The organism is Streptomyces sp. PA03-1a (assembly GCF_033792805.1).
GTDB lineage: Bacteria > Actinomycetota > Actinomycetes > Streptomycetales > Streptomycetaceae > Actinacidiphila.
Genome location: NZ_JARAVO010000072.1, coordinates 13,908 through 38,551, shown reverse-complemented (window position 1 = coordinate 38,551; position 24,644 = coordinate 13,908). Strand labels below are relative to the sequence as shown.

The 24,644-nt window shown below is 72.1% G+C and carries 14 protein-coding genes; 6 read left to right on the top strand and 8 right to left on the bottom strand.

Going from position 1 to position 24,644, the window contains the following annotated elements; genetic code table 11:
• Nucleotides 1-163: 163 nt before the first annotated feature.
• The 3 genes from PV341_RS18220 to PV341_RS18210 all read right to left on the bottom strand — a co-directional run bounded on the left by PV341_RS18220 (nucleotide 164) and on the right by PV341_RS18210 (nucleotide 5,569).
• Nucleotides 164-1,621, bottom strand: a complete 1,458-nt coding sequence (locus tag PV341_RS18220; RefSeq protein WP_500358372.1) for a maltokinase N-terminal cap-like domain-containing protein — start codon at nucleotides 1,619-1,621, stop codon at nucleotides 164-166.
• A 253-nt stretch (nucleotides 1,622-1,874) separates the two neighbouring features.
• On the bottom strand, nucleotides 1,875-3,575 hold the full coding sequence (treS, locus tag PV341_RS18215; RefSeq protein WP_499514093.1) for a maltose alpha-D-glucosyltransferase: 1,701 nt from the start codon (nucleotides 3,573-3,575) through the stop codon (nucleotides 1,875-1,877).
• Nucleotides 3,572-5,569, bottom strand: coding sequence for an alpha-1,4-glucan--maltose-1-phosphate maltosyltransferase (locus PV341_RS18210; RefSeq protein ID WP_500358371.1), 1,998 nt, complete (start codon nucleotides 5,567-5,569; stop codon nucleotides 3,572-3,574). Before PV341_RS18210 ends, treS begins: the two co-directional genes overlap by 4 nt.
• Before the next feature lie 567 nt (nucleotides 5,570-6,136).
• Between PV341_RS18210 and glgP the strand changes: the two genes are divergently transcribed.
• Nucleotides 6,137-8,773 carry an alpha-glucan family phosphorylase gene (gene glgP, locus PV341_RS18205; RefSeq protein ID WP_500358370.1) on the top strand — a complete coding sequence of 879 codons (2,637 nt, stop codon included), beginning with the start codon at nucleotides 6,137-6,139 and terminating at the stop codon, nucleotides 8,771-8,773.
• A gap of 89 nt (nucleotides 8,774-8,862) precedes the next feature.
• Here glgP and PV341_RS18200 read toward each other — a convergent pair whose 3' ends face one another.
• The 5 genes from PV341_RS18200 to glgX all read right to left on the bottom strand — a co-directional run bounded on the left by PV341_RS18200 (nucleotide 8,863) and on the right by glgX (nucleotide 18,879).
• Nucleotides 8,863-11,238 (bottom strand): M4 family metallopeptidase, encoded by a 2,376-nt coding sequence (locus PV341_RS18200; RefSeq protein WP_500330387.1) that lies wholly within the window; start codon nucleotides 11,236-11,238, stop codon nucleotides 8,863-8,865.
• 339 nt (nucleotides 11,239-11,577) lie between these two features.
• Nucleotides 11,578-13,473 (bottom strand): ABC transporter ATP-binding protein, encoded by a 1,896-nt coding sequence (locus PV341_RS18195; RefSeq protein ID WP_500330388.1) that lies wholly within the window; start codon nucleotides 13,471-13,473, stop codon nucleotides 11,578-11,580.
• Nucleotides 13,470-15,314: an ABC transporter ATP-binding protein gene (locus tag PV341_RS18190; protein WP_500358368.1), complete on the bottom strand. Its 1,845-nt coding sequence runs from the start codon at nucleotides 15,312-15,314 to the stop codon at nucleotides 13,470-13,472. Before PV341_RS18190 ends, PV341_RS18195 begins: the two co-directional genes overlap by 4 nt.
• A gap of 34 nt (nucleotides 15,315-15,348) precedes the next feature.
• Nucleotides 15,349-16,548 carry an MFS transporter gene (locus tag PV341_RS18185; protein ID WP_500330469.1) on the bottom strand — a complete coding sequence of 400 codons (1,200 nt, stop codon included), beginning with the start codon at nucleotides 16,546-16,548 and terminating at the stop codon, nucleotides 15,349-15,351.
• A gap of 135 nt (nucleotides 16,549-16,683) precedes the next feature.
• On the bottom strand, nucleotides 16,684-18,879 hold the full coding sequence (glgX, locus tag PV341_RS18180) for a glycogen debranching protein GlgX (protein ID WP_500330471.1): 2,196 nt from the start codon (nucleotides 18,877-18,879) through the stop codon (nucleotides 16,684-16,686).
• Nucleotides 18,880-19,213: 334 nt separating this feature from the next.
• Here glgX and PV341_RS18175 point away from each other — a divergent pair, with 334 nt between their 5' ends.
• The 5 genes from PV341_RS18175 to PV341_RS18155 all read left to right on the top strand — a co-directional run bounded on the left by PV341_RS18175 (nucleotide 19,214) and on the right by PV341_RS18155 (nucleotide 24,501).
• A complete protein-coding gene (locus tag PV341_RS18175) occupies nucleotides 19,214-20,365 on the top strand; it encodes a L,D-transpeptidase (protein WP_500330473.1) in 1,152 nt (383 codons plus the stop codon).
• Between the two features lie 202 nt (nucleotides 20,366-20,567).
• Complete coding sequence (locus PV341_RS18170) at nucleotides 20,568-21,746, top strand: L,D-transpeptidase (RefSeq protein WP_500330475.1); 1,179 nt, start codon at nucleotides 20,568-20,570, stop codon at nucleotides 21,744-21,746.
• Nucleotides 21,747-21,804: 58 nt separating this feature from the next.
• Nucleotides 21,805-22,572 (top strand): enoyl-CoA hydratase/isomerase family protein, encoded by a 768-nt coding sequence (locus PV341_RS18165; protein ID WP_500330390.1) that lies wholly within the window; start codon nucleotides 21,805-21,807, stop codon nucleotides 22,570-22,572.
• A gap of 254 nt (nucleotides 22,573-22,826) precedes the next feature.
• Nucleotides 22,827-23,324, top strand: coding sequence for an ATP-binding protein (locus PV341_RS18160; protein WP_499514100.1), 498 nt, complete (start codon nucleotides 22,827-22,829; stop codon nucleotides 23,322-23,324).
• Nucleotides 23,325-23,613: 289 nt separating this feature from the next.
• On the top strand, nucleotides 23,614-24,501 hold the full coding sequence (locus PV341_RS18155; RefSeq protein WP_500330391.1) for a scabin-related ADP-ribosyltransferase: 888 nt from the start codon (nucleotides 23,614-23,616) through the stop codon (nucleotides 24,499-24,501).
• Nucleotides 24,502-24,644: the final 143 nt, after the last annotated feature.

The following is a 24,644-nucleotide window of genomic DNA, read 5'->3' as shown; positions in this document are numbered from 1 at the left end:
GGGCGGCGGGGGAGCCGAGCCCTCGGACCCGGTGCCGCGTGCAGGACGTGCGGCGCGGGCCCTCCCGTTCCCGCCCGGGCCGGGGGTGCCGGGGGTGGAGTCGGGGAACGGCTGGCGATGGGTCACGGTCAGGTCCTCCTCGGATGGGCGTGGGGGCGCCCGGTCAGGGGGTGCGGCCGTGCGGCGGCTGCGCGAGGCGGCGCACCGCGGCCATGGGGATGGGGAGCCAGGCCGGCCGGTGCCTGGCCTCGTAGAGCACTTCGTAGACGGCCTTGTCGGTCTCGTAGGCGCGTATGACGACGGGCTCGTCCCTCGGATCGGTCCCGGTGGCCTCCGCGTAGCCCGCGCAGAAGGCGGCGCGCTGCGTCTTGGCCCATTCGGGCGCCCCGGAGGCGGACGGGTCGTGGTGCCGGGCGGCGTAGTCGAAGGAGCGCAGCATCCCGGCGACGTCCTGCACCGGGGACGCGGGACGGCGGCGTTCGGGCAGCGGCCGCGCCGGCTCGCCCTCGAAGTCGATCAGCACCCACCCTCCGGGCCCGGTCCGCAGGGCCTGGCCGAGGTGGAGGTCGCCGTGGATGCGCTGGGCGGCCAGCGTCGTGCCGAGCGCCCCGAGTGCGGCGAGGTCGTCGAAGGCGGCCCGCAGCGCCGCGCGGTACGGCCGCAGGGCGGGCACCGCCGCGGCGGCGGCGTCCAGCCGTCCGGCCATCGCGGCGGCGAGCAGTTCGATCTGCGGACGGCGCAGGGTGCTCGTCGGCAGGGCGCGCGCCAGCGCCAGGTGGACCTCCGCGGTCGCGCGCCCCAGCGCGTGCGCCTCGCCGGAGAAGTCCGTGCCGTCCTCCACCGCCTGCAGGGCGAGTTCCCAGGCCCCGGCGGAACCGGGCAGGAAACGCTGCAGCACGCCGAGCGTGGCGGGCTCGTCGTACAGGCCCAGCGCCTCGAACCAGGCGGCGGGCGCCGCGACGCGCCGCGAACCGGCCCGCGCGAGGGCGAGCGACAGCTCCAGGTCGGGGTTGGGGCCCGGGGCGACCCGCCGGAACAGCTTGAGGATGAACGTGTCGCCGTAGATGACCGAGCTGTTGGACTGCTCCGCGGTGGACAGCCGCGGCGCCAGCCCCGCCGGGATCGCCGCGGCGGGCTCGGAGCCGAAGCGCAGGTGCCCGGTGCGGCCGGGCGCCCGCAACCGCTCCAACAGCAGGGACGTCAGACGCGGGTCGTGCAGCGCCTCGTAGATGGTGAGGCCGTCCAGGGGTCCGCCGACGGCGTGCCCGACGAGCGCCGGGGCCAGCGCGGGCGGCAGCAGCGCCCGGGTGCCGAGCAGCAACTGGTAGGTGTCGGCCGGCTTCCCGTGCCCGGTGCCCGGCATCCGCTCCTGCACGTCCTGGTGGACGTCGAGCAGAAGATGGAGCAGTCCTGGGGTGCCGAGCCGCCCGTCGGCGGGCAGCAGCTCGGTGGCCGAGACCAGCCCGAAGCCGCTGATCGGCCGCCCCTTCCCGGCGAACCACCGCTGCCGGGGCAGCCATTCCCGCAGCAACGGGCCGAGCGCGGAGAGCAGTCCCGGTGCCGGGGGCACGGTGGTCCCCGGCCGGACTGCTGAGGTGCGAAGCCACGAGGTGTCCGACATGACGTCCTTTCCTCGGGTGCCGGGCCTGCTGGTTCCCTAAGTGAAGGGGCGCGCTGCGGCGATGGTCCGACGAGTGGGACGTGTCGGACGAATATCATCCGAGCCGGTGGAGCAATTGGCGTACTTGGCGTACGAGGGACAAGGGCCCGTACAGCATCCGATTTGACGCTGGATCCGGCAGGGGGAGCCTGCCCCGGCGGCCCGGCACGAAACCGTGCCGGGCCGCCGGGTCGCCGTCACCCGGCAGGTCCGCCTACGCCACGTCGCGGCGGAGCCGGAACCAGTAGAAACCGTGACCGGCGAGGGTGAGCAGGTAGGGCCACTCGCCGATGGCCGGGAAGCGCACCCCGCCGATCAGCTCGACGGGATGCCGGCCGGTGAAGGCCCGCAGGTCGAGTTCGGTGGGCTGGGCGAAGCGCGAGAAGTTGTTCACGCACAGGACGAGGTCGTCCTTGTACTCGCGCAGGAAGGCCAGGACGGCCGGGTTGGTGGAGGGCAGCTCGGTGTACGAACCGAGTCCGAAGGCCGGGTTCTGCTTGCGGATCTCCACCATCCGGCGGGTCCAGTGCAGCAGCGAGCTCGGCGAGCTCATCTGCGCCTCGACGTTGGTGACTTGGTAGCCGTAGACCGGGTCCATGATGGTCGGCAGGTAGAGCCGGCCCGGGTCGCAGGAGGAGAAGCCCGCGTTGCGGTCCGGGGTCCACTGCATCGGCGTGCGCACCGCGTCGCGGTCACCGAGCCAGATGTTGTCGCCCATGCCGATCTCGTCGCCGTAGTAGAGGATCGGCGAGCCCGGCAGGGAGAGCAGCAGGGCGGTGAAGAGCTCGATCTGGTTGCGGTCGTTGTCCAGCAGCGGGGAGAGCCGGCGCCGGATGCCGATGTTGGCCCGCATGCGCGGGTCCTTGGCGTACTCCGCGTACATGTAGTCGCGCTCTTCGTCCGTCACCATCTCGAGCGTCAGCTCGTCGTGGTTGCGCAGGAAGATGCCCCACTGGCAGTTGTGCGGGATGGCCGGGGTCTTGGCCAGGATCTCCGAGACCGGGTAGCGGGACTCCCGGCGCACCGCCATGAAGATGCGCGGCATGACCGGGAAGTGGAAGGCCATGTGGCACTCGTCGCCGCCCTTGGCGTAGTCGCCGAAGTAGTCGACCACGTCCTCGGGCCACTGGTTGGCCTCGGCGAGCAGGACGGTGTCGGGGTAGTGGGCGTCGATCTCCTCGCGCACCATCTTCAGGAAGCCGTGGGTGCGCGGCAGGTTCTCGCAGTTGGTGCCCTCCTCCTGGTACAGGTACGGCACCGCGTCCAGCCGGAAGCCGTCGATGCCGAGGTCCAGCCAGAAGCGCAGGGCGGCCAGGATCTCCTCCTGGACCTTGGGGTTCTCGTAGTTGAGGTCCGGTTGGTGCGAGAAGAAGCGGTGCCAGTAGTACTGCTTGCGTACCGGGTCGAAGGTCCAGTTGGAGCTCTCGGTGTCGACGAAGATGATGCGGGCGTCCTGGTACTGCTTGTCGTCGTCCGCCCAGACGTAGTAGTCGCCGTAGGGGCCGTCGGGGTCCGTGCGGGACTGCTGGAACCAGTCGTGCTGGTCGCTGGTGTGGTTGACGACGAAGTCGATGATCACGCGCATACCGCGTTGGTGGGCGGCGTCCACGAACTCCACGAAGTCGGCCAGGTCCCCGAACTCCGGCAGCACGGCCGTGTAGTCCGAGACGTCGTAGCCGCCGTCGCGCAGCGGCGAGGCGAAGAACGGCGGCAGCCACAGGCAGTCGACCCCGAGCCACTGCAGGTAGTCCAGTTTGGCGGTGAGCCCTTTGAGGTCGCCGATGCCGTCGCCGTTGCTGTCCTGGAAGGACCGTACGAGCACTTCGTAGAAGACGGCCCGCTTGAACCAGTCGGGGTCCCGGTCCTTGGCCGGGGTGTCTTCGAACGTGTCAGGTACGGGTTCGTTGACGATCAAGTGGGTGACCCTCCTGTCGATGGAGTAGGTCGCAGGGTGAGGATGTGCGCGGGCGCGCGGCCCGGCTCGAGGCGCACATAGTTGTCCCTGCCCCAGTGGTAGGTCTCGCCGGTGAGCTCGTCGCGCACCGGGGTGGACTCGTGCCACGCGAGGCCGAGTTCCGGCATGTTCAACGAGACGGTCGCCTCCTGGGTGTGGTGCGGGTCCAGGTTGACGACCACCAGTACGACGTCGCTGCCGTCGCCCGAGCGCTTGGAGTACGCCAGCACCGCGTCGTTGTTCACGGGGTGGAAGCGCAGGTCGCGCAGCTGCTGGAGCGCGGGGTGGCGGCGTCGCAGCCGGTTCAGCGTGGTGAGCAGCGGAGCCAGCGAACGGCCTTCGGCCTCGGCTGCCGCCCAGTCACGGGGCTTGAGCTCGTACTTCTCCGAGTGTAGGTACTCTTCGCTTCCCTCGCGCACCGGCGCGTTCTCGCAGAGCTCATATCCGGCGTACACCCCCCATGTGGGGGAAAGGGTCGCGGCGAGTACCGCGCGCGCCTCGAACGCCGGGCGGCCGCCGCGCTGCAGGTAGGCGTGGAGGATGTCCGGGGTGTTGACGAAGAAGTTGGGCCGCATGTAGGCCGCGGCCTCACCGGACAGTTCCGTCAGGTACTCCGTCAGTTCCTGCTTGCCGTTGCGCCAGGTGAAGTAGGTGTACGACTGCTGGAAGCCGATCTGGGCCAGTGTGTGCATCATGGCCGGACGGGTGAACGCCTCCGCCAGGAAGATGACGTCGGGGTCGGTGCGGTTGATGTCGGCGATGACCTTCTCCCAGAAGACCACCGGTTTGGTGTGCGGGTTGTCGACCCGGAAGATCCGCACCCCGTGGTCCATCCAGTGCCGCAGCACCCGCTCGGTCTCCTGCACGATGCCGCTGAAGTCGGCGTCGAAGGCGATCGGGTAGATGTCCTGGTACTTCTTCGGCGGGTTCTCGGCGTACGCGATCGAGCCGTCCGCCCGGGTGGTGAACCACTCGGGGTGCTTGCCGACCCACGGGTGGTCCGGCGAGCACTGCAGCGCGAAGTCCAGCGCGATCTCCAGGCGCAGCTCACGGGCCCGCTCCACGAAGAAGTCGAAGTCCTCGATCGTCCCGAGGTCCGGGTGCACGGCGTCGTGGCCGCCCTCCGCGGAGCCGATCGCCCAGGGCGAGCCCACGTCGTGCGGGCCGGGGTCGAGCGTGTTGTCGGGCCCTTTGCGGAACGCTGCGCCGATCGGGTGGACGGGCGGCAGGTAGACCACGTCGAAGCCCATCGCGGCGATCGCCGGCAGTCGCTCGGCCGCCGTGCGGAAGGTCCCGGACCTCGGTGGCCGGCGGCCCGTGGGGTCCACCACGGCGCCTTCGGACCGGGGGAACATCTCGTACCAGGACCCGAACAGCGCCCGCTGCCGCTCCACCTGGAGGGCCGCCGGCCGCGAGGCGCTCACCAGGTCGCGCAGCGGGTGCCGGTCGAGCACCGCCACCACGTCCGGTGCGAGGGCGGCGGTGTGCCGCTCGGCGGCCGTACGGGAGGTGTCGCGCAGGGCGTCGACCGCGGCCAGCACCACGGCCCGGCCGTCCTTCTTCGGTACCCCGGCCGCCGCGCGCTCGTGCAGCTCGGCCCCCTCGGCGAGGACCAGTTCGGTGTCGATGCCGGCGGGGACCTTGATGCCCGCGTGGTGCCGCCAGGTGGCCACCGGATCGCTCCAGGCCTCCACCGTGTACGTCCAGCGGCCCTCCGCGGTGGGCGTCACCTCGGCGCCCCACCGGTCGGTGCCGGGGGCGAGTTCGCGCATGGGGATCCGTGGCCCGGAGCGTCCCGCGGGGCTGCGCAGGACCACGTTCGCCGCCACCGCGTCATGTCCCTCCCGGAACACCGTGGCGGTGACCTGGAAGGTTTCGCCGACCACGGCCTTGGCGGGGCGGCGGCCGCAGTCGACCAGCGGGCGGACGTCCAGGACGGGGATGCGACCGATCATTGCGCCTCACCAGTTTGTGCGGGTGGCCGGACGGGTACCTTCCGCTCTTTTTATCTGCTCCTTGGGATGCCTGCCTGTGGGCATGACCGCTCCTGTCCGCGTTCACTCGGGTGGGCGGATACGAGTTGTGGTGTGGGAGGGTTCGGCGCCGCGTCGCGCAAGGGTGAGCCTGCCCATTGGATGACGGTCGAATACTCCCCGGGAAGGGGTACTGGCGCGTAAGTTGCGCGCCGGGCGGCCCCGGAGGCGCCCGGACGCAGACAACCGGCCACCGTCCGGCGCCCCGGCGCGCGCGGCCGCCGGGGCGCCGGGTCCCGCCCGTGCCCCGGTCCTGGCCGCCGGTCGTAGCTCCCGCGGTGCGCCCCGGCCCGGGGGTCGTGCTGCGGCTGTCGTAGGCGCCGCCCGACACGCTGACGAGGCGTCCGCCGGGCCGCGCGCGGGTGCGTCGGGACGCCCGGCGCGTCCTGGTGCGCCAGGCTACGGGTGCCGCGCGGCGGCGCCGGGCCGAGGGGTGTTGGGGCCCCGGTTGTCACCACCGCACCGAAAGATGCCGCTACCGTCGGAGATGTGAAGGCTATTCGTCGATTCACCGTGCGAACCGTCCTGCCCGAACCACTACGTCCTCTGGGGGAGCTCGCGCAGAATCTGCGCTGGTCCTGGCACAACGAGACCCGTGAGCTGTTCCAGTCCGTCGACCCCGAGGGCTGGAGAGCGGCGGCCGGCGACCCGGTGCGGCTGCTCGGCGCGGTCTCGAAGGACCGGCTGAACGCCCTCGCCAAGGACCGCAGGTTCCTCCGCCGGCTCGGCACCGCCGTCGAGGACCTCCACGACTACCTCGGCAACCCGCGCTGGTACCAGGGCGCCGCCGAGGCCGGGGAACTCCCCGCCGCCATCGCCTACTTCTCGCCCGAGTTCGGCATCACCGCGGCGCTGCCGCAGTACTCCGGCGGCCTCGGCATCCTGGCCGGCGACCACCTCAAGGCCGCCAGCGACCTGGGCGTGCCGTTGATCGGCGTCGGTCTGCTCTACCGGCACGGCTACTTCCGCCAGTCCCTGTCCCGGGACGGCTGGCAGCAGGAGCACTACCCCGTGCTCGACCCCAACGAGCTGCCGCTGTCGCTGCTGCGGGACGAGGACGGCGGCCCCGTCCTGATCGCCCTGGACCTCCCCGGCGGGCGCAGCCTGCGCGCCCACGTGTGGCTGGCCCGGGTCGGCCGGGTCCCGCTGCTGCTGCTCGACTCCGACGTCGAGGAGAACCACCTCAACGAACGGGACGTCACCGACCGCCTCTACGGCGGCGGCAGCGAGCACCGGCTGCTCCAGGAGATGCTGCTCGGCATCGGCGGCGTCCGTGCCGTGCGCACCTACTGCGCGCTGACCGGGCACCCGGCGCCCGAGGTCTTCCACACCAACGAGGGGCACGCGGGCTTCCTCGGCCTGGAACGCATCCGCGAGCTCGCGGCCGACGGAGAAGGGCTGGATTTCGACTCCGCCCTGGAGGCCGTGCGGGCCGGCACGGTCTTCACCACCCACACCCCCGTACCGGCCGGCATCGACCGCTTCGACCGCGAGCTGCTCGCCCGGCACCTGGGCGACGACGGCGAGCTGCGCGGCGTCGACGTCCAGCGGGTGCTGGAGCTGGGGATGGAGACCTACCCCGGCGGCGACCCCAACGTCTTCAACATGGCCGTGATGGGGCTGCGGCTGGCGCAGCGCGCCAACGGCGTGTCCACCCTGCACGGCGGTGTCAGCCGCGAGATGTTCGCCGGGCTGTGGCCGGGCTTCGACCCGGAGGAGGTGCCGATCACCTCCATCACCAACGGCGTGCACGCCCCCACCTGGGTCGCGCCCGAGGTGTTCCGGCTCGGCGCCCGGCAGGCCGGCGTCCAGAACGCCGAGGACGCGATGACCACCGGGCTCGCCGACACCTGGGAGAGCGTCTTCCGCATCCCCGACGCCGCGATCTGGGAGCTCCGCCGGGAGCTGCGCGAACAACTGGTGCGGGAGGTGCGCCGCAGGGTGCGCGCCTCCTGGCGGCAGCGTGGCGCCGGCTCGGCCGAGCTGGGCTGGGTCGACGACGTCCTCGACCCGGACGTGCTGACCATCGGCTTCGCGCGCCGGGTCCCGTCGTACAAGCGGCTCACCTTGATGCTGCGCGACCAGGACCGGCTGATGGAGCTGCTGCTGCACCCGACCCGGCCGATCCAGATCGTCGTCGCGGGCAAGGCGCACCCGGCCGACGACAGCGGCAAGCGGCTGGTGCAGGAGCTGGTGCGCTTCGCCGACGACCCCAGGGTGCGGCACCGCATCGTCTTCCTGCCGGACTACGACATGGCCATGGCCCAGCACCTCTACCCCGGGTGCGACGTCTGGCTCAACAACCCGTTGCGGCCGCTGGAGGCCTGCGGCACCTCCGGCATGAAGGCCGCCCTGAACGGCTGCCTCAACCTGTCCGTCCTGGACGGCTGGTGGGACGAGTGGTTCGACGGCAACAACGGGTGGGCGATCCCCACCGCGGACGGCTTCGGCGCGGCCGGCGACCCCGACCGCCGCGACGACATCGAGGCGGCCGCCCTCTACGACCTGGTCGAGAACCAGGTCGCGCCCCGGTTCTACGACCGCGGCACGCACGGTCTGCCGGTCCGCTGGATCGAGATGGTCCGGCACACCCTGAGCACCCTGGGGCCGAAGGTGCTCGCCGGGCGCATGGTCCGCGAGTACGTGACCCGGCTGTACGCGCCCGCCGCCCGCGCCCACCGCCTCGCGGGCGGCGGGGAGTCCGTCGAACTCGCCGCGTGGAAGCGGCGGGTGCGGGAGCAGTGGCCGCTGGTCGCGGTCGACCACGTGGAGACCGGTGCCTCGGTCGGCGGCTCCCCGGAGCTCGGGACCACGCTCACCCTGCGCGTCCAGGTGGCCCTCGGCGGCCTGGAGCCCGGGGACGTGGACGTCCAGGTGGTGTCCGGGCGCGTCGACGACTCCGACCGGATCGCCGATCCGACCGTGGTCTCCCTCAAACCGGGCGGGCGGCCGGACCTGGAGGGCCGCTGGCTCTACGAGGGCCCGCTCACCCTCGACCGCACCGGCCCCTTCGGCTACACCGTCCGCGTGCTGCCGATGCACCGGCTGCTCGCCTCGGTCGCCGAGCTCGGGCTGATCGCGGTGCCGCCCGAGGCGACGGGGATGACGGCCGGCGTGCTGCGCTGAGCCGGACGCCCCGGAAGCGGGAACGGGACCGGGCCCCGGCCGTCGTTGACGACGGCCGGGGCCCGGCGTGTGCGGTCAGCCGACGGGGATCAGCTGCTGGTGTTCACCGCGGTGTCGTCGACCACGAAGCTCGTCTGCAGCGAGGAGTCCTCGGTGCCGGTGAACTTCAGGGTGACGGTGGAGCCTGCGAAGGAGTTCAGGCTGAATGACTTCTGGGTGTAGCCCGAGGCCTTGTTGAGGTTGGAGTAGGTGGCCAGGGTGGTCGACCCGGCCGTGACGGTCAGCTTGTCGTACTGGGTGCTGGTGGTCGTCTCGGCGGAGTCGATGTGCAGCCAGAAGGTGAAGGTCGCCTTGCAGCCGGCCGGGATCGTCACCGACTGGGTGAGCGTGTCGGTGTGCGTCGAGCCGTAGCCGTCCAGCCACGCCTTGTACGAACCGCCGTGGGCGGCCTGGCTGCTGGAGTTGGTGATCACACCGCTGGTGGCCGTCCAGGAGGCGCTGCCGGACTCGAAGCCCGGGTTGCCGAGCAGCTGGCTGGAGGCGCAGCTACCGGGGGTGGTGACGGTCCAGGTGAAGGAGGCGGTGCCGGTCTTGGACGCGGAGTCGGTGACCGTGACCGTGGTGTTGTACGTGCCCGCGGCGGACGGGGTGCCGGAGATCAGGCCCGTGGAGGCGTTGATCGACAGACCGGTGGGCAGGCCGCTCGCGGCGTAGCTCAGTGCGCCGCTGTTGGTGCTGCTGGCCTGGATCTGCAGGCTGGCGGCGGTGCCGACGGTGCTGCTCTGGTTGCCCGGGTTGGTGACCGTGACGCCCGAGACGGGCGCGTGGCTGCCGACACCGATGCCCGCGAAGGCGTTCTGCACGCCCGCGTACTGGGCGGAGCCGGCGCCGTACAGGGCCGTCGCGGCGTTCAGGGCGGCGGTGCGGGCGGCCGCGTAGTTGGTGCTGCTCGTCATGTACGTGCTCAGCGCCTTGTACCAGATCTGCAGCGCGGCGGCGCGGCCGATGCCGGCGACGGCGATGCCGTCGGCGGTCGGGCTGTTGTAGCTGACCCCGTTGATGACCTTGGCGCCGCTGCCCTCGGAGAGCAGGTAGAACATGTGGTTCGCCGGGCCCGAGGAGTAGTGGACGTCCAGGTTGCCGATGCCGGAGTACCAGTTGTCCGGCGAGGTGCCGTCGCGGGACGGTTTGTCCTGGTACCGCAGCGGGGTGCCGTCGCCGTTGATGTTGATCTCTTCACCGATGAGGTAGTCACCGATGTCGTTGCTGTTGTTGGCGTAGAACTCGACGCCCGTGCCGAAGATGTCGGAGGTCGCCTCGTTCAGGCCGCCGGACTCGCCCGAGTAGGTGAGGTTCGCGGTGGCGGAGGTGACGCCGTGGCTCATCTCGTGGCCCGCGACGTCCAGCGAGGTCAGCGCGTGGGTGTTGCCCGAGCCGTCGCCGTAGGTCATGCAGAAGCAGCTGTCGTCCCAGAAGGCGTTGACGTAGCCGCTGCTGTAGTGGACCCGCGAGTACGCGGCGACACCGTCGTTGCGGATGCCGCTGCGGCCGAAGGTGTTCTTGTAGAAGTCCCAGGTCGTCTGGGCGCCGTAGGCGGCGTCGGCACCCGCGGTCTGGGTGTTGGAGCCGGTGCCGTCGCCCCAGACGTCGTCGGCGTCGGTGAACAGCGTCCCGGTGCCGGAGGTGCCGCGGTTGAGGTTGTACGTCTTGTGGCCGCCGCGGGTCGTGTCGTACAGCTGGTACGTCGAGCCGGACAGCGTCGTGGTCAGCGACACCTGGCCGCTGTACTGGGTGTTGCCGGTGCCGGTCTTGATGTCCTGGTACCGGTAGAGCTCCTTGCCGGTCACGGCGTCGGTGACGACGTGCAGCCGGCTCGGCGTGCCGTCGTCCTGCAGGCCGCTCACGACGGTCTCCCAGGCGAGCTTCGGCGTGCCCTGGCCGGCCCAGATCACCTTGCGGGCGTCGTCGGCCGCGGGCGCCTGGGCCTTCAGCGTCTTGGCGGTCTTCAGCGCGGCGGTCGTCGCGGCGGACTCGGCGACCTTCGGCGTCGTCGAGGCGACCGTGATCCTCTGGTTCGTGTTGAACGTCGTGCCGACCGTTCCCGTGCCCTTGGCCGGCGTGTGCACCACGAGGTCGCCGCCGAGCACCGGGAGCCCGGCGTAGGTGCGCTCGTAGCGGGTGTGCAGCGTGCCGTCGGCGTCCTTGACGACGTCCTTGACGACCAGCTTCTCCTTGCTGCCCAGACCCAGCGACTGCGCCGTGACGGCCGTGCGGTCGCTCGCGCTCTTGATGAGCGCGGTGCGCTGGGCGGGGGTGAGCTTCGCCTCGAGGGCTCCGGTGCGGAGCTGGCTCGTGTGGGGGGCGGCGTTCGCCGTGGCGGAGGTGGCCGGTATGCCGACGGCGATGAACGCGGCGGTGGCGACCACACTGGCGGCCGCGACTGCCTTGCGGGGGGATCGTCTCACTCGGACTCCTACTGCGTCGGCCGCGGTTGGCGGCCGGGGACAGCCGGGCAGACGGGGTGTGCTGCCCGGGCGGAACTAGCCGTGCGGGTGGGACGTGCGGAGTTCGGCCGGTGCGTCAGCACGAAGCGGTGCGGTGTGTGGGCGTACTGACGGCCGACGGGGGGAAGAGTGCCACTGTTCATGGCTTGGTGTCATGTACGTGGCGAGAAGTTGGCCGAATTCGTCCTTTGAGGGGGACGTCGGGTTCGCATTCCGGACAGGGCGGGGCGAAGCGTGCCGGAAAGCGGCCGGGGCGTGCGGGGCCGGCCGGCCTCGCACGCCCTGGAAGGAGCCGGTGGCTCAGACGAGGCTGTCGCGCCAGGCCTGGTGCAGATCGGCGAAGCGGCCCGCGCCGGAGACGAGTTCGGCCGGGGTGCCGTCCTCCACGACGCGGCCCTGGTCCATCACCAGCACCCGGTCCGCGATCTCCACCGTCGACAGCCGGTGGGCGATGATCACGGCGGTGCGGCCGCGCAGCACCTCGCGCATCGCCTGCTGCACCGCGCGCTCGCCCGGGACGTCCAGCGAGGAGGTCGCCTCGTCCAGGATGAGCACGGCCGGGTCGGCGAGCAGGGCGCGGGCGAAGGCCACCAACTGGCGCTGGCCCGCCGAGATGCGGCCGCCGCGCTTGCGGACGTCGGTGTCGTAGCCCTCGGGCAGCGCCGCGATGAAGTCATGGGCGCCGATCGCCCTGGCCGCGCCCTCGATCTCCTCACGGGTGGCCTCCGGGCGGCCGATGGAGATGTTCTCGGCGACCGTGCCGGAGAAGAGGAACGCCTCCTGGGTCACCATCACCACCCCGCGGCGCAGCTCCGGCAGGGCCAGCTCGCGCAGGTCCACCCCGTCCAGGGTGACCCGGCCGTCGGTCGGGTCGTAGAACCGGGCCAGCAGCTTGGCCAGCGTCGACTTGCCCGCGCCGGTGGCGCCGACCACCGCGACCGTCTGCCCGGCGGGCAGCCGCAGGTCGAAGCGGGGCAGCACCTCGCCGCCCGTGCGGTAGGCGAAGCGGACCCCCTCGAAGGCGACCTCGCGGCCCGGGATGTCCGCCTGCGTGGCCGGTAGCGCCCGCGGTGCCTGCGGCTCGGGCACCGTCGGCCGCTGGGCCAGCAGCCCGGCGATCTTCTCCAGCGAGGCGGCCGCCGACTGGTAGGAGTTGAGGAACATGCCGAGCGGGTCGATCGGCGCGTACAGCCGCCGCAGGTAGAGCACGAAGGCGGCGAGCACGCCCAGCGCGAGCGAGCCGGAGGCGACGCGGTACGCGCCCCACAGCACCACCAGCGCCACCGAGGTGTTGGCGATCAGCCAGGAACTCACGGTGAAGCGGCCCATCTCCAGGATCGCGTCACCGTTGGCCTGCCGGTGGGCGGCGTTGAGCTCGTCGAACGCCTCGTCGTTCGCCTCCTCGCGGCGGAAGGCCTGTACGGGCCGGATGCCGTTCATCGTCTCGGTGAAGCGCACGATGACGGAGGCGATCGCCGCGGAGCGGCGTGTGTAGACCGTGGCCGACCGGCGCCGGAAGATCCGGACGGTCACCACCAGCGGCACCGCGGTGGCGAGCGCGAACAGGCCGAGCCCCCAGTCCAGCCACAGCAGGACCGCCGAGATGTAGAGCACCGACAACCCGACGTTCAGCAGCTCCTGGAGGCCCTCGGTCAGCAGCTCCCGGATCGACTCCACGTCGGAGGTGGCGCGGGCGATGATCCGGCCCGAGGTGTAGCGCTCGTGGAAGTCCAGGCCGAGCGCCTGGGCGTGCCGGAAGATCCGGCCGCGCAGGTCGACCAGCACGTCCTGGCAGACCCGGCCGGCCTGCCGGACGAACGTCCGCTGCAGGAGACCGCCGGCGACGGCGCAGCCGATGTAGCCGACCGCTACCGCGATCAGCGGGCCGTGGTCGTCGCGGCGCAGCGCCGGGATGGCCCGGTCGATGGCCACCGCGACGATGAGCGGGCCCGCCTGCACGGCCGCCTGCTGCAGCAGCAGCACCACGGCCGCCAGCCACACGCGCCGCCGGTGCGGCCCGACCAGTTCCCGCAGCAGGGCGCGTGACGCCCCCTCGGGCGCCGGGAGCCGGTCCCGGTCGAAGAGGTCGTCCTCCCGGGCTTGCCGGGCCTCCCGGGCCTCCTCGGTCTCCCGGTGCCCCGCCGGTTCCCCGTCGGCCGACTGTTCGGCAGGCTGCGACTCCGCGACGGAGGTCATCGGGTGCTGCTCCCTTCGAATTGCGGACGGTCCGGCGCGGCGGGCGCGCTCCCGTCCTGGCCGGACATCAGGCGGCGGTAGACCGCGGAGGAGGACAGGAGCTCCTGGTGGGTGCCGACCGCGGTGACCCGGCCCTCCGACAGCAGCGCCACCCGGTCGGCGAGCATCACCGTGGAGGGGCGGTGGGCGACCACCAGCGCCGTCGTGGTGGCCAGCACCTGGCGCAGGGCCGCCTCGACGAGGGCCTCGGTGTGCACGTCGAGCGCGGACAGGGGGTCGTCCAGCACCAGGAAGCGGGGGCGGCCGACGACCGCGCGGGCCAGTGCGAGCCGCTGCCGCTGACCGCCGGACAGGCTCAGGCCCTGCTCTCCCACCTGGGTGTCCACACCCTGCGGCAGCTTGTGGACGAAGTCGCACTGGGCGATCTCCAGCGCCCGCAGCAGGTCCGTCTCGCCTGCGTCGGGAGCGCCCATGAGCACGTTCTCCCGCACGCTGGCGGAGAACAGGGTCGGTTCCTCGAAGGCCGTCGCGACCAGGGAGCGCAGCGCGGACCGGGTGAGCTGCGCGGCGTCGGTGCCGTCCAGCGTGATGCGGCCGCCGGTCGGCTCGTACAGCCGCGGGATGAGCGAGGTCAGGCTCGTCTTGCCGCTGCCCGTCGCGCCGACCAGCGCCACGGTCTCGCCGCTGCGGATGTGCAGGTCGATCCCGGTGAGCAGGTCGGGGCTGCCCTCGGGGGCGTCGGGGTAGCGGAAGCGCACGGCGCTGAAGCGGATGCCGTCGGCGGGCCGCCCGTCCTCGCCGTCGACCGGGCCGGTCCCCGTCCCCGAGCCGGTCTCCGGCGGGATCTCGGTGTCCAGGACCTCGAAGACGCGGTCGGCGGCGGTGGCCGCCTCGTTGCTGAAGGAGAGCAGCCAGCCCAGCGACTCCACCGGCCAGCGCAGCGCGAGCGCCGTGGACAGGAAGGCGACCAGCGTGCCCGCCGACAGGTCGCCGTCGGCGACCTGCACCGCGCCCAGGACCAGCGCCGCGCCCAGCGCCACGTCCGGCAGCGCGGTGATCACCATCCACAGGTCCGCCAGCAGCCCGGCCTTGCGCAGCTCGGTGCCGCGCAGTTCGCGCGACTGCCGGCGGAAGGCGTCGGCCTGGCTGCGGTGCCGGCCGAAGGCCTTGATGATGCGGATGCCGAGCACCGACTCCTCGACCAGCGTGGTCAGGTCGCCGACCTGGTCCTGCGCGGTGCGGGAGGCGACCTGGTAGCGCGCCTCGAAGTACGAGCAGAGGATCACCAGCGGCACGACCGGGCCCAGCAGGATCAGCCCCAGCGACCAGCGCTGCACGAACAGGATGCCGAAGCCCGCCGCGATGGTGGCCGTGTTGACCGCCAGGAAGACCATCGGGAAGGTCAGGAACATCCGCAGGATCTGCAGGTCGTTCGTGGCCCGTGAGAGCAGCTGGCCCGAACCCCACCGGTCGTGGAAGGACACCGGCAGGCGCTGCAGCCTCCGGTACAGCTCGGCCCGCATCCCGGCCTCCAGCGCGGCCATGGGGCGCGCCACCAGCCAGCGCCGTACGCCGAAGAGCCCGGCCTCCAGGAGACCGAGCAGCAGCACCAGCCCGCCGCCGAGCCACACCCCTGACGGCTCGTGGTCGGCGACCGGGCCGTCCACGATCCACTTCAGGACCAGCGGGATCAGCAGCGCCAGGCACGACGCGACCACGGCCACGCCCGCGGAACCGAACAGCCGGTGGCTGATCGGCTTCACGTACGGCCACAGGCGCAGCAGTGAGCGCACGGCGGATCGGGAACGTTCGGGCTCGGGTTGGTTGGTTGGCTCAGGCATCGTTTCAGAGACTACGTGCGACCACCGACAACCCTCATCCGGATTTTCGGCCGAGGTCGCGCACGGCGGGCACCGCCAGCAGCGCCACGCACACCAGCAGGGTCACCGCACCACCGGCCACCAGCACCGGGCGCGCCCCGAAGACACCCGCCGCCGGCCCCGCGAGGGCCTGCCCGACGGGCAGCATGGCGACCGAGCCGGCGACCTCGTACGCGTGGATGCGGTTGAGGATCTCGCCGGGCACCTGGGTCTGGACGCTGGTGGCCCACATCACACTCCAGAACGCCCAGGCCGTCCCGGCGACCAGCACCGCCGCCGCGACCGCCGGCACCGGCAGCCCGGCGCCGACCGCGGCCGGGTAGAGCGCGAAGCCGAACAGCGCCACGGCCCCGCCCCGCAGCGGCCGGGCCGGCCGCAGCCGTATCGCCAGCAGCCCGCCGAGCGCGGTGCCCGCCCCCAGGGCGGAGGAGACCAGGCCGTACGCCTTCGGGCCGTGCGCCGGCAGGATCTCGCCGGCCGCCAGCGGGGTGACCGGGCCCATGACGAGGATCATGAAGCCCATCCAGATGACGATCACCGACCACATCCAGGTGCGGGCCCGGAACTCCCGCCACCCCTCGACCAGGTCGGCCCGGAAGCTGCTGCGCCGGGCGGCGTCCTGCGGCTCCCGCGCGGTCCGGGCCGGCAGCCGGAGGAGCAGCAGGCAGAGGGCGCTCACCGCGTACGTGGCGGCGTGCGCGGCGAACACACCGCCCGCCGAGGTGAAGGCCACCAGCACGCCGGCGAGCGCCGGGCCGGCCAGCGCCATCAGCGACTCGGCGGTGCGGACCACCCCGTTGGCCTCCTGGACGTCCCGTGCCACCTGGGGCACCGTGCTGGCCACCCCTGGCTGGAACATGGCGCCCGCCACGCCGTTGACGGCGCCGATCAGGCAGATCTGCCAGAGCACGACGTGCCCCGAGAAGAAGAGCCAGGCGGCCAGGGACTGCGTGCCGACCCGCACCAGGTCGGCGCCGATCATCAGGCCGCGGGCGCTGAACCGGTCGGCGAACACGCCGCCGAGGACGACCAGCCCGGCGAAGCAGGCGGTGAAGGAGGCCATGGCGTAGCCGATGTCGCCGGCGCCGTAACCGTGCTGGAGCAGCCCGGCCGACAGGGCGACGGGCAGCATCGAGTCGCCGAGCATGGCGACGCTGCGGGCGGTGAAGTACAGGCTGAACCCCCGTGACCACAGGCGGTCCCGGGGGGTGGCCGGCAGGGCGTGGCCGGAGGCGCACGGCGGCGAGGGCGGGGGTGCGGAGGTCACGGACGACCAGTGTGGACTGGACCAATCGGCCGAGTCCACACCTTTGCCGCCGCGTCTCGTCCCTCAGACGGCGCGCAGCAGCAGCACCGTCCTCCCCGGCACGGTCAGCGCCTTCCCGCCGCGGTGCCGGCTGCCCGGTGCTTCCGTCTGGTCCTCACGGGAGGTGTCGAGCAGCAGCTCGTACTCCCGGGCCCACGGCCCGCCCGGCAGCGTGAAGCGGACCGGGCGGTGCGAGGCGTGGAAGACCGCCAGGAAGCTGTCGTCGGTGACCGGGCGGCCGCGCGCGTCGCGGTGCGGGATGTCGGCGCCCGACAGGTACATCCCGAGCGTGGACGTGGGGCTGTACCAGTCGCCGTCGGTCATCTCCCGGCCCTGCGCGGTGAACCAGGCCAGGTCCCGCAGGCCCTCGGCGGACTGCGGCCGGCCGGAGAAGAAGGCCCTCCTGCGCAGCACGGGGTGGGCGCGACGCAACGCGATCAGCCGGGCCGTCAGCTCGCGCAGCGAGGCCCAGTCCGGATCCTGCGGCAGCGACCAGTCCAGCCAGCTGATCTCGTTGTCCTGGCAGTACGCGTTGTTGTTGCCGCCCTGGGTGCGGCCCGTCTCGTCACCGGCCACCAGCATCGGCACGCCGGTCGACAGCAGCAGCGTCGAGAGCATGTTGCGCAGCTGACGGCGGCGCAGCCCGCCCACGGCCGGGTCGTCGGTCTCGCCCTCGTGCCCGCAGTTCCAGGCGCGGTTGTCGTTGGTGCCATCGCGGTTGTCCTCGCCGTTGGCCTCGTTGTGCTTGCGCTCGTAGCTCACCAGGTCGCGCAGGGTGAAGCCGTCGTGCGCGGTGATGAAGTTGACCGAGGCGTACGGACGGCGCCCGCCCCAGGCGTACAGGTCGCTGGAGCCGGACAGCCGGTAGCCCAGGTCGCGCACGTCGTGCTGGGTGCCGCGCCAGAAGTCCCGGACGGTGTCGCGGTAGCGGTCGTTCCACTCCGTCCACAGCGGCGGGAAGGCGCCGACCTGGTAACCGCCGGAGCCGACGTCCCAGGGCTCGGCGATGAGCTTGACCCGGCGCAGCACCGGGTCCTGGGCGATGACGGCGAGGAAGGGGGAGAGCATGTCGACGTCGTGCATCGACCGGGCGAGCGCCGCGGCGAGGTCGAAGCGGAAGCCGTCGACGCCCATCTCGGTCACCCAGTAGCGCAGGGAGTCGGTGATCAGCCGGAGCACCTGGGGCTGGACGACGTGGAGGGTGTTGCCGCAGCCGGTGTAGTCGGCGTAGCGGCGCGCGTCGCCCGGCAGCCGGTAGTAGCCGCGGTTGTCGATGCCGCGCAGGGAGAGGGTGGGCCCGAACTCGCTCCCCTCGGCGGTGTGGTTGTACACGACGTCGAGGATCACCTCCAGCCCCGCGTCGTGCAGGGCGCGCACCATCCGCTTGAACTCGCCCACCTGCTGTCCGCGGGTGCCGGTGGCGGCGTAGCCGGCGTGCGGGGCGAAGTAGCCGATCGAGTTGTAGCCCCAGTAGTTGCGCAGGCCCCGGCGCAGCAGGTGGTCCTCGTGCGCGAACTGGTGCACCGGCAGCAGTTCGACGGCGGTCACGCCGAGGCCGGTGAGGTACTCGATCGCCGCCGGGTGCGCCAGCCCGGCGTAGGTGCCGCGCAGTTCGGGCGGGATGCCGGGGTGGCGCATGGTGAAGCCGCGCACGTGCAGTTCGTAGATGACCGAGTCGGCCCAGGGCGTCTTGGGCCTGCGGTCGTCCGTCCAGGGGTCGTCGTCGTCCACCACGACGCCCTTGGGCACGTACGGGGCCGAGTCGCGGTTGTCCCGCACGGTGTCGGCGACCTCCTGCTCCGGCCAGTCGCGGACGTGGCCGTACACCTCGGGGGGCAGCGTGAAGTCGCCGTCGACCGCCCGCGCGTACGGGTCCAGCAGCAGCTTGGCCGGGTTCCAGCGGGCACCGGTCCACGGGTCCCAGCGGCCGCCGACCCGGTAGCCGTACCGGTGGCCGGCCAGGACCCCGGGCACGAAGCCGTGCCAGATCTCATGGGTCAGCTCGGTCAGGGGGACCCGGGTCTCGGCCCCCTCGTCGTCGAACAGGCACAGCTCCACCGACTCGGCGCCGCCCGCCCACAGGGCGAAGTTGGTGCCCGGGCGTCCGTCGGGGCCGGTGTGGAAGCGTGCCCCCAGGGGCTGCGGGCTGCCCGGCCACACCAGCGTGTCCCCGGCCCCGGCGGGCCCCGGCACGGCCGGCGCGGTCTCCGGGCGCGGCAGCGGCACGGCCACGGGGGCGGTCCGGTGGCCGTTCGGGCGCAGCTTTCCGGCCCGGTCGACCGATTCGTCCTCGCGCGTCTCCGACACGTGCTCGCCTCCTGCGGCTCGGGGGACGCCGGACCCGGCCGGCGCCGGCCGTGCCCGTGCGCGGCGCGGTGTCCCTCCGCGCGCGCGTCGCGCCCTCCCGCTTTACCTTCCCGTTCACCCTGCGGCGTCACACGCGTGATCGATCGGACGCGTCGCAGACGTTTCCCCGGGGCCGTCCGGTCGTTGACCGAGCGTGACGACTGCGGTGCGGCGCGCTCTGCGCGCGGGGGCGGGGCTTGCCACCGCCATGTGGCTGGCGGGGATGCTGACGGCGTGCGGGCTCGGGTTCGGGCCGGCGGACAGCGGTGCGGTGGCCGACGACACCCCGAAGGTGTCCGAGGCGAGGATCAGGATCACTCCGGGGGACGGTGCCCGTGACGTGGAGGCGGACGACCCGCTGACGGTCGAGGCCGAGGACGGCCTGCTCACCTCCGTGCACGTCGAGGACGGGGAGGGGGAGGTGGTCGAGGGCGTGTTCACCGCCGACCGTTCCCGCTGGCACGCCCGGTCCAGGCTGTCGCTGTCGGAGAAGTACACGGTGGACGCCGTCGCCGAGGACACGGGGGGCCGGCGCGCCGCCAAGCACGCGGTGTTCACCACCCTCGTCCCCAAGAACACCCTCATCGGCTACTTCACCCCCGAGGACGGGCAGACGGTCGGCACGGGCATGATCGTCTCCCTTGACTTCAACCGGCCGGTCACCGACCGCGCCGCCGTCGAGCGCGCCGTCCGCGTCGCCTCCTCGCCCGCCGTCGAGATCGCCCCGCACTGGTTCGGCGACCGGCGCCTCGACTTCCGCCCCCGCGAGCGCTGGGTCCCCGGCACGAAGGTGACGCTCTCGCTGCGGCTGCTCGACGTCGAGACCGGCCCCGGGGTCTACGGGGTGCAGTCCAAGGACGTCACCTTCGACATCGGCCGGGACCAGACCAGCACCGTCGACGCCGCCGCGCACACCCTGACGGTGCGCCGCGGCGGGCAGGTCACGCGCGTCCTGCCGATCTCGGCGGGCGCCCCGTCCAACCCGACGTACAACGGCGCGATGGTCATCTCCGAGAAGCTCCGGCTGACCCGGATGAACGGGGACACGGTGGGCTTCGGCGGCGAGTACGACATCCCCGACGTCCCGCACGCCATGCGGCTCACCCGCTCCGGCACCTTCGTGCACGGCAGTTATTGGGCCACCCCCGGCACCTTCGGCGCGGCCAACACCAGCCACGGCTGCGTCGGCCTGCTCGACGTGAAGGGCGGCGGGACGGCCACCCCGGCGGGCTGGTTCTTCGCGCACTCGCTCGTCGGCGACCTCGTCACCGTCGTCAACTCCCACGACCGCACCGTCGCTCCCGACAACGGCCTGGGCGGCTGGAACATGGCCTGGGAGCAGTGGGCGGCCGGCGGCTGAGGGCGGGCCCCGCGACTGGGACGGAACGGTGACAATACCGGGATCCACAACACCGGTTCCGTGTGGTTCTCTAAGCGCTAGGTGAGGGGGACTCACCCTTGGGCCACGGGGCCACGGGCCGGTTTTGGGGAGACGTGAGTTGAAGGCGATACAGGGCGCGCCGGGCGCAAGGCGGACCACCTTGGCCCTCGCGGTGGGGGCGATGCTGCTCCTGGTCAGTGCGTGCGGGGGCAGCGCCAGCGGCGACAGCAAGGGCGGGGACAAGGCCAGGCCCGGTGCCTCGGCCTCGCAGGGCGGCAAGGGGGACACGACCGAGTCGCAGGCCGTCGTGACCATCGCGCCCGAGGACGGGGCCGACGAGGTGGCCACGACGGGGGACCTCAAGGTCACCGCGGGCAAGGGCAAGCTGACCTCGGTCGTGGTCAAGAGCGGCAAGGGCGACCCGGTCGAGGGCAAGATATCCGCCGACGGCAGCAGTTGGGAGCCGACCGAGACGCTCGGCACCTCCACCGAGTACTCGGTGGACGCGATAGCCAAGGACGGCGCGGGCCGCGAGTCGGCCAAGCACGCGAGCTTCACCACGGTCACCCCGAAGGACACCTTCATCGGCTTCTTCACCCCCGAGGACGGCCAGACGGTCGGCGTCGGCATGCCGGTCTCGCTCAAGTTCAACCGGGCGATCACCGACAAGAAGGCGGTCCAGGAAGCGATCGAGGTGACCGCGAACCCCTCGGTCCCCGTCGTCGGCCACTGGTACGGCGACCAGCGCGTCGACTTCCGTCCCGAGAAGTACTGGGCCAAGGGCACCAAGATCACGCTCTCCCTGCGGCTGAACGGGGTCGAGGGCGCGAAGGGCGTCTACGGCACCCAGTCCAAGGACGTGCACTACACCATCGGCCGCAGCCAGGTCAGCATCGTCGACGCCGCCAAGCACACGATGAAGGTCTACCGCGACGGCAGCCTGCTGAAGACCATCCCGATCACCTCGGGCGGGCCCGGCACGACGACCTACAACGGCAAGATGGTCATCACCGAGCGGTACAAGGTGACCCGCATGAACGGCGACACCGTGGGCTTCGGCGGTGAGTACGACATCAAGGACGTGCCCAACGCCCAGCGCCTGACCACCTCGGGCACCTTCATCCACGGCAACTACTGGGCCTCGCCCGGCACCTTCGGCAACGCCAACGTCAGCCACGGCTGCGTGGGCCTGCGGGACGTGCGCGGCGGCAACGGCGACACCCCGTCCTCGTGGTTCTACAACAACTCGATGATCGGTGACGTCGTGCAGGTCAAGAACTCCCACGACAAGACCGTGCAGTGGTGGAACGGGCTCAACGGCTGGAACCTGCCGTGGAGCCAGTGGACCCCCGCCTCCTGACGCGCCCCGTGAGGCACGTCGCAGCGTAAACGGGCGTTCACGGATACCCTCGTCGGCCATGACAGTTAATCTCGAGGTCGACGAGGGTGTCGGCACCATCCGCCTGGACCGCCCCCCGATGAACGCCCTGGACGTCGCGACCCAGGACCGGCTCCGCGAAGTGGCGGAGGAGGCCTCCCGGCGCGAGGACGTACGGGCCGTCGTGATCTGGGGCGGCGAGAAGGTGTTCGCGGCGGGCGCGGACATCAAGGAAATGCAGGTCATGGATTACGAGGCCATGGCCGTGCGGTCCCGCGCACTGCAGGACTCCTTCACGGCGGTCGCCCGGATCCCCAAGCCGGTGGTGGCCGCCGTGACCGGTTACGCCCTCGGCGGCGGCTGCGAACTCGCGCTCTGCGCCGACGTCCGGGTCGCCGCGGAGGACGCCAAGCTCGGCCAGCCGGAGATCCTGCTCGGCCTCATCCCCGGCGCGGGCGGCACGCAGCGGCTGTCGCGCCTGGTGGGTCCCGCCAAGGCGAAGGACCTGATCTTCACCGGCCGGATGGTCAAGGCCGACGAGGCGCTCACCATCGGCCTGGTGGACAAGGTGGTCCCGGCCGGGCAGGTGTACGCCGAGGCCCGCGCCTGGGCCGAGCGGCTGGCCCGGGGGCCGGCGCTGGCGCTGCGCGCCGCCAAGGAGGCCGTGGACGCCGGTCTCGAGACCGATCTGGAGACCGGCCTCACCATCGAACGGAACCTGTTCGCAGGGCTGTTCGCGACCGAGGACCGTACGACGGGCATGCGCAGCTTCGTCGAGGAGGGTCCGGGCAAGGCGAAGTTCCGCTAGACCCAACCCGGTTGAGTGACAGCCGGCGCCTGTCGGGTCGCCTTAAGCCGACCTTAAGAGGACCTTAAGGCGACCTGCGCCGGATTCCTCGACCGTTCGTCGTCGGCGCCCCCTTCGCGCAGGTGGGAAGGGTTGTGTGAGATCCATCATTGCCCTTGACATATGCCAGTACGGCAACTCGGAATGACGCGTTCCGCCCCGCCAATTCCCCCGATCCGCCCCGAACCGCCGTCGCGTACGGCCATCATGAGAGCATGGCGGGGCAGCAGGGAGCATCTGAGCAGCCGCAGCGGGTAACGGTCCCGGCGGCGGGGTGGCCGCCCACGGCGGTCGACGATCTGGCGGCGACGTCCCTCGATCTGTTGGGGAATCCCTCCGTGGACGAGGTGCGGCTCTCCTCGCGCCCCGAGTCCGCGGCCACAGCCCGGCGGCTGAGCCGTTCGGTGCTCCGGCTCTGGGGTCTGCCCCAGTTCAACGACGTCGTCGAGTTACTCGTCTCCGAACTCGTCGGCAATGCCGTGCGTCACACCGGGGCCCGTACCTTCGGCCTGCGCATGCTGCGCCGCCGCGGCTGGATCCGGGTGGAGGTGCGCGACCCCTCGCGGGCGCTGCCCTGCCTGATGCCGGTGCGCGAGATGGACGTGAGCGGGCGGGGTCTCTTCCTGATCGACAAGCTCGCCGACCGCTGGGGGGTGGATCTGCTGCCACGCGGCAAGACCACCTGGTTCGAAATGCGGGTCATGGACCGGTGAACACCAAATGAACAGCTAACCTGCGTTTACAAGGTCAGTGTCCCACCTCACTCCCACATCGTGAGGTTTCAGCTGCGATGTCTCGTATAGTTGTGGAGCAACGACCCCCATGACCCGGGCTCGGTCGTCCCATGGCGTCGTGGATCACACCCCCTGGCTCCACGACGAATCGAGAGGCCCCAGCAGCGTCCCACAACGATGCGCAGGGGCCTCTTTCGTCTTCCGGCGGGACACGCCGACAAGGGTGACCATTCCGGCGACCGGGCGATACCGGGGTGATCGTGGGCATATGATCGCACTGCGCACGCTGCGCCGGCTTTGCGCCGCCGCCCTTTCCCTGGGGGTGCTCGCACTCCCCGTCTGCACGGCCGCCGCGGCCGTCGCCCCGGGTCTTCCACGCGACCCGGCCGTCCCCGAATGGTGCCCCGTCGTTCCCGACCGGCTCTACGCCGCCGCGGACACCAGCGTCGACCTCGACCGGATCAGGCCCGACGAGCCGGCCTGGCGCTCCAACTGCAACGCCCTCTTCCGTGGCGACGACCGCCCTCCGGAGACCGTCTTCAAGGACGGCCTGCGTCCCGAGGACGTGGGCGACGGCGAGTACGACCTGCAGGCCTACGCCCGCCGGGAGCAACCCTCGCCGTTCGTGGCCACCACCTACGACCGCGAGGCCCTGCGGCAGCAGACGGCCGCCTACCACTACTACATCGACGCCCCTGGCGGCATCGAGCTCGACGAGACCCTCGGTACCCGTGAACTGCGTTCGGCCCGTACCGGCGTGGTCTTCCCCGGGGGCATCGCCCGCCAGTTCGTCGTGAAGGCCTGCCCGGTGGACAAGGCCACCAAGGCCGAGCTCACGGCCCGGTGCGTGGTCAACCCCGCGTACTCGCCGTGGCGCGGCTGGCCGGCCCCCGACTGGACGGGGGTGAAGGAGCCCGCCGGCCCCGCTGCACCCGCTGCCCCCTCCGCGCCTCCCGCCGCCCCGTCGGCGCCTCCGGCGGCCAAGCCGGGTGCGTCACCGGCCGGCCGGCCCTCCGCGCCTCCGGCGGCCAAGCCGGGTGCGTCACCGGAGGTCCGTCCCTCCGCACCGCCCGCCGTCCCGCAGGGGACACCGCCCGCCGCCCAGCCGGGCGCGCCACGGTCCTCGGTGGAGGGCGGGGACGGCCCGGTGGGCTGAGGGCGGCCTTCCCGCCGTGCGGTGCGGTGACCGGCCCCGGCCGGTCACCGCACCGCGTCCGGCGGGGGAGACGTCGAACTCCGGCGGCGGCGCCCCCGGGCCGAGGGCGCCGGCGAACGGGAACGGCGGCCACCGGCGCTCCG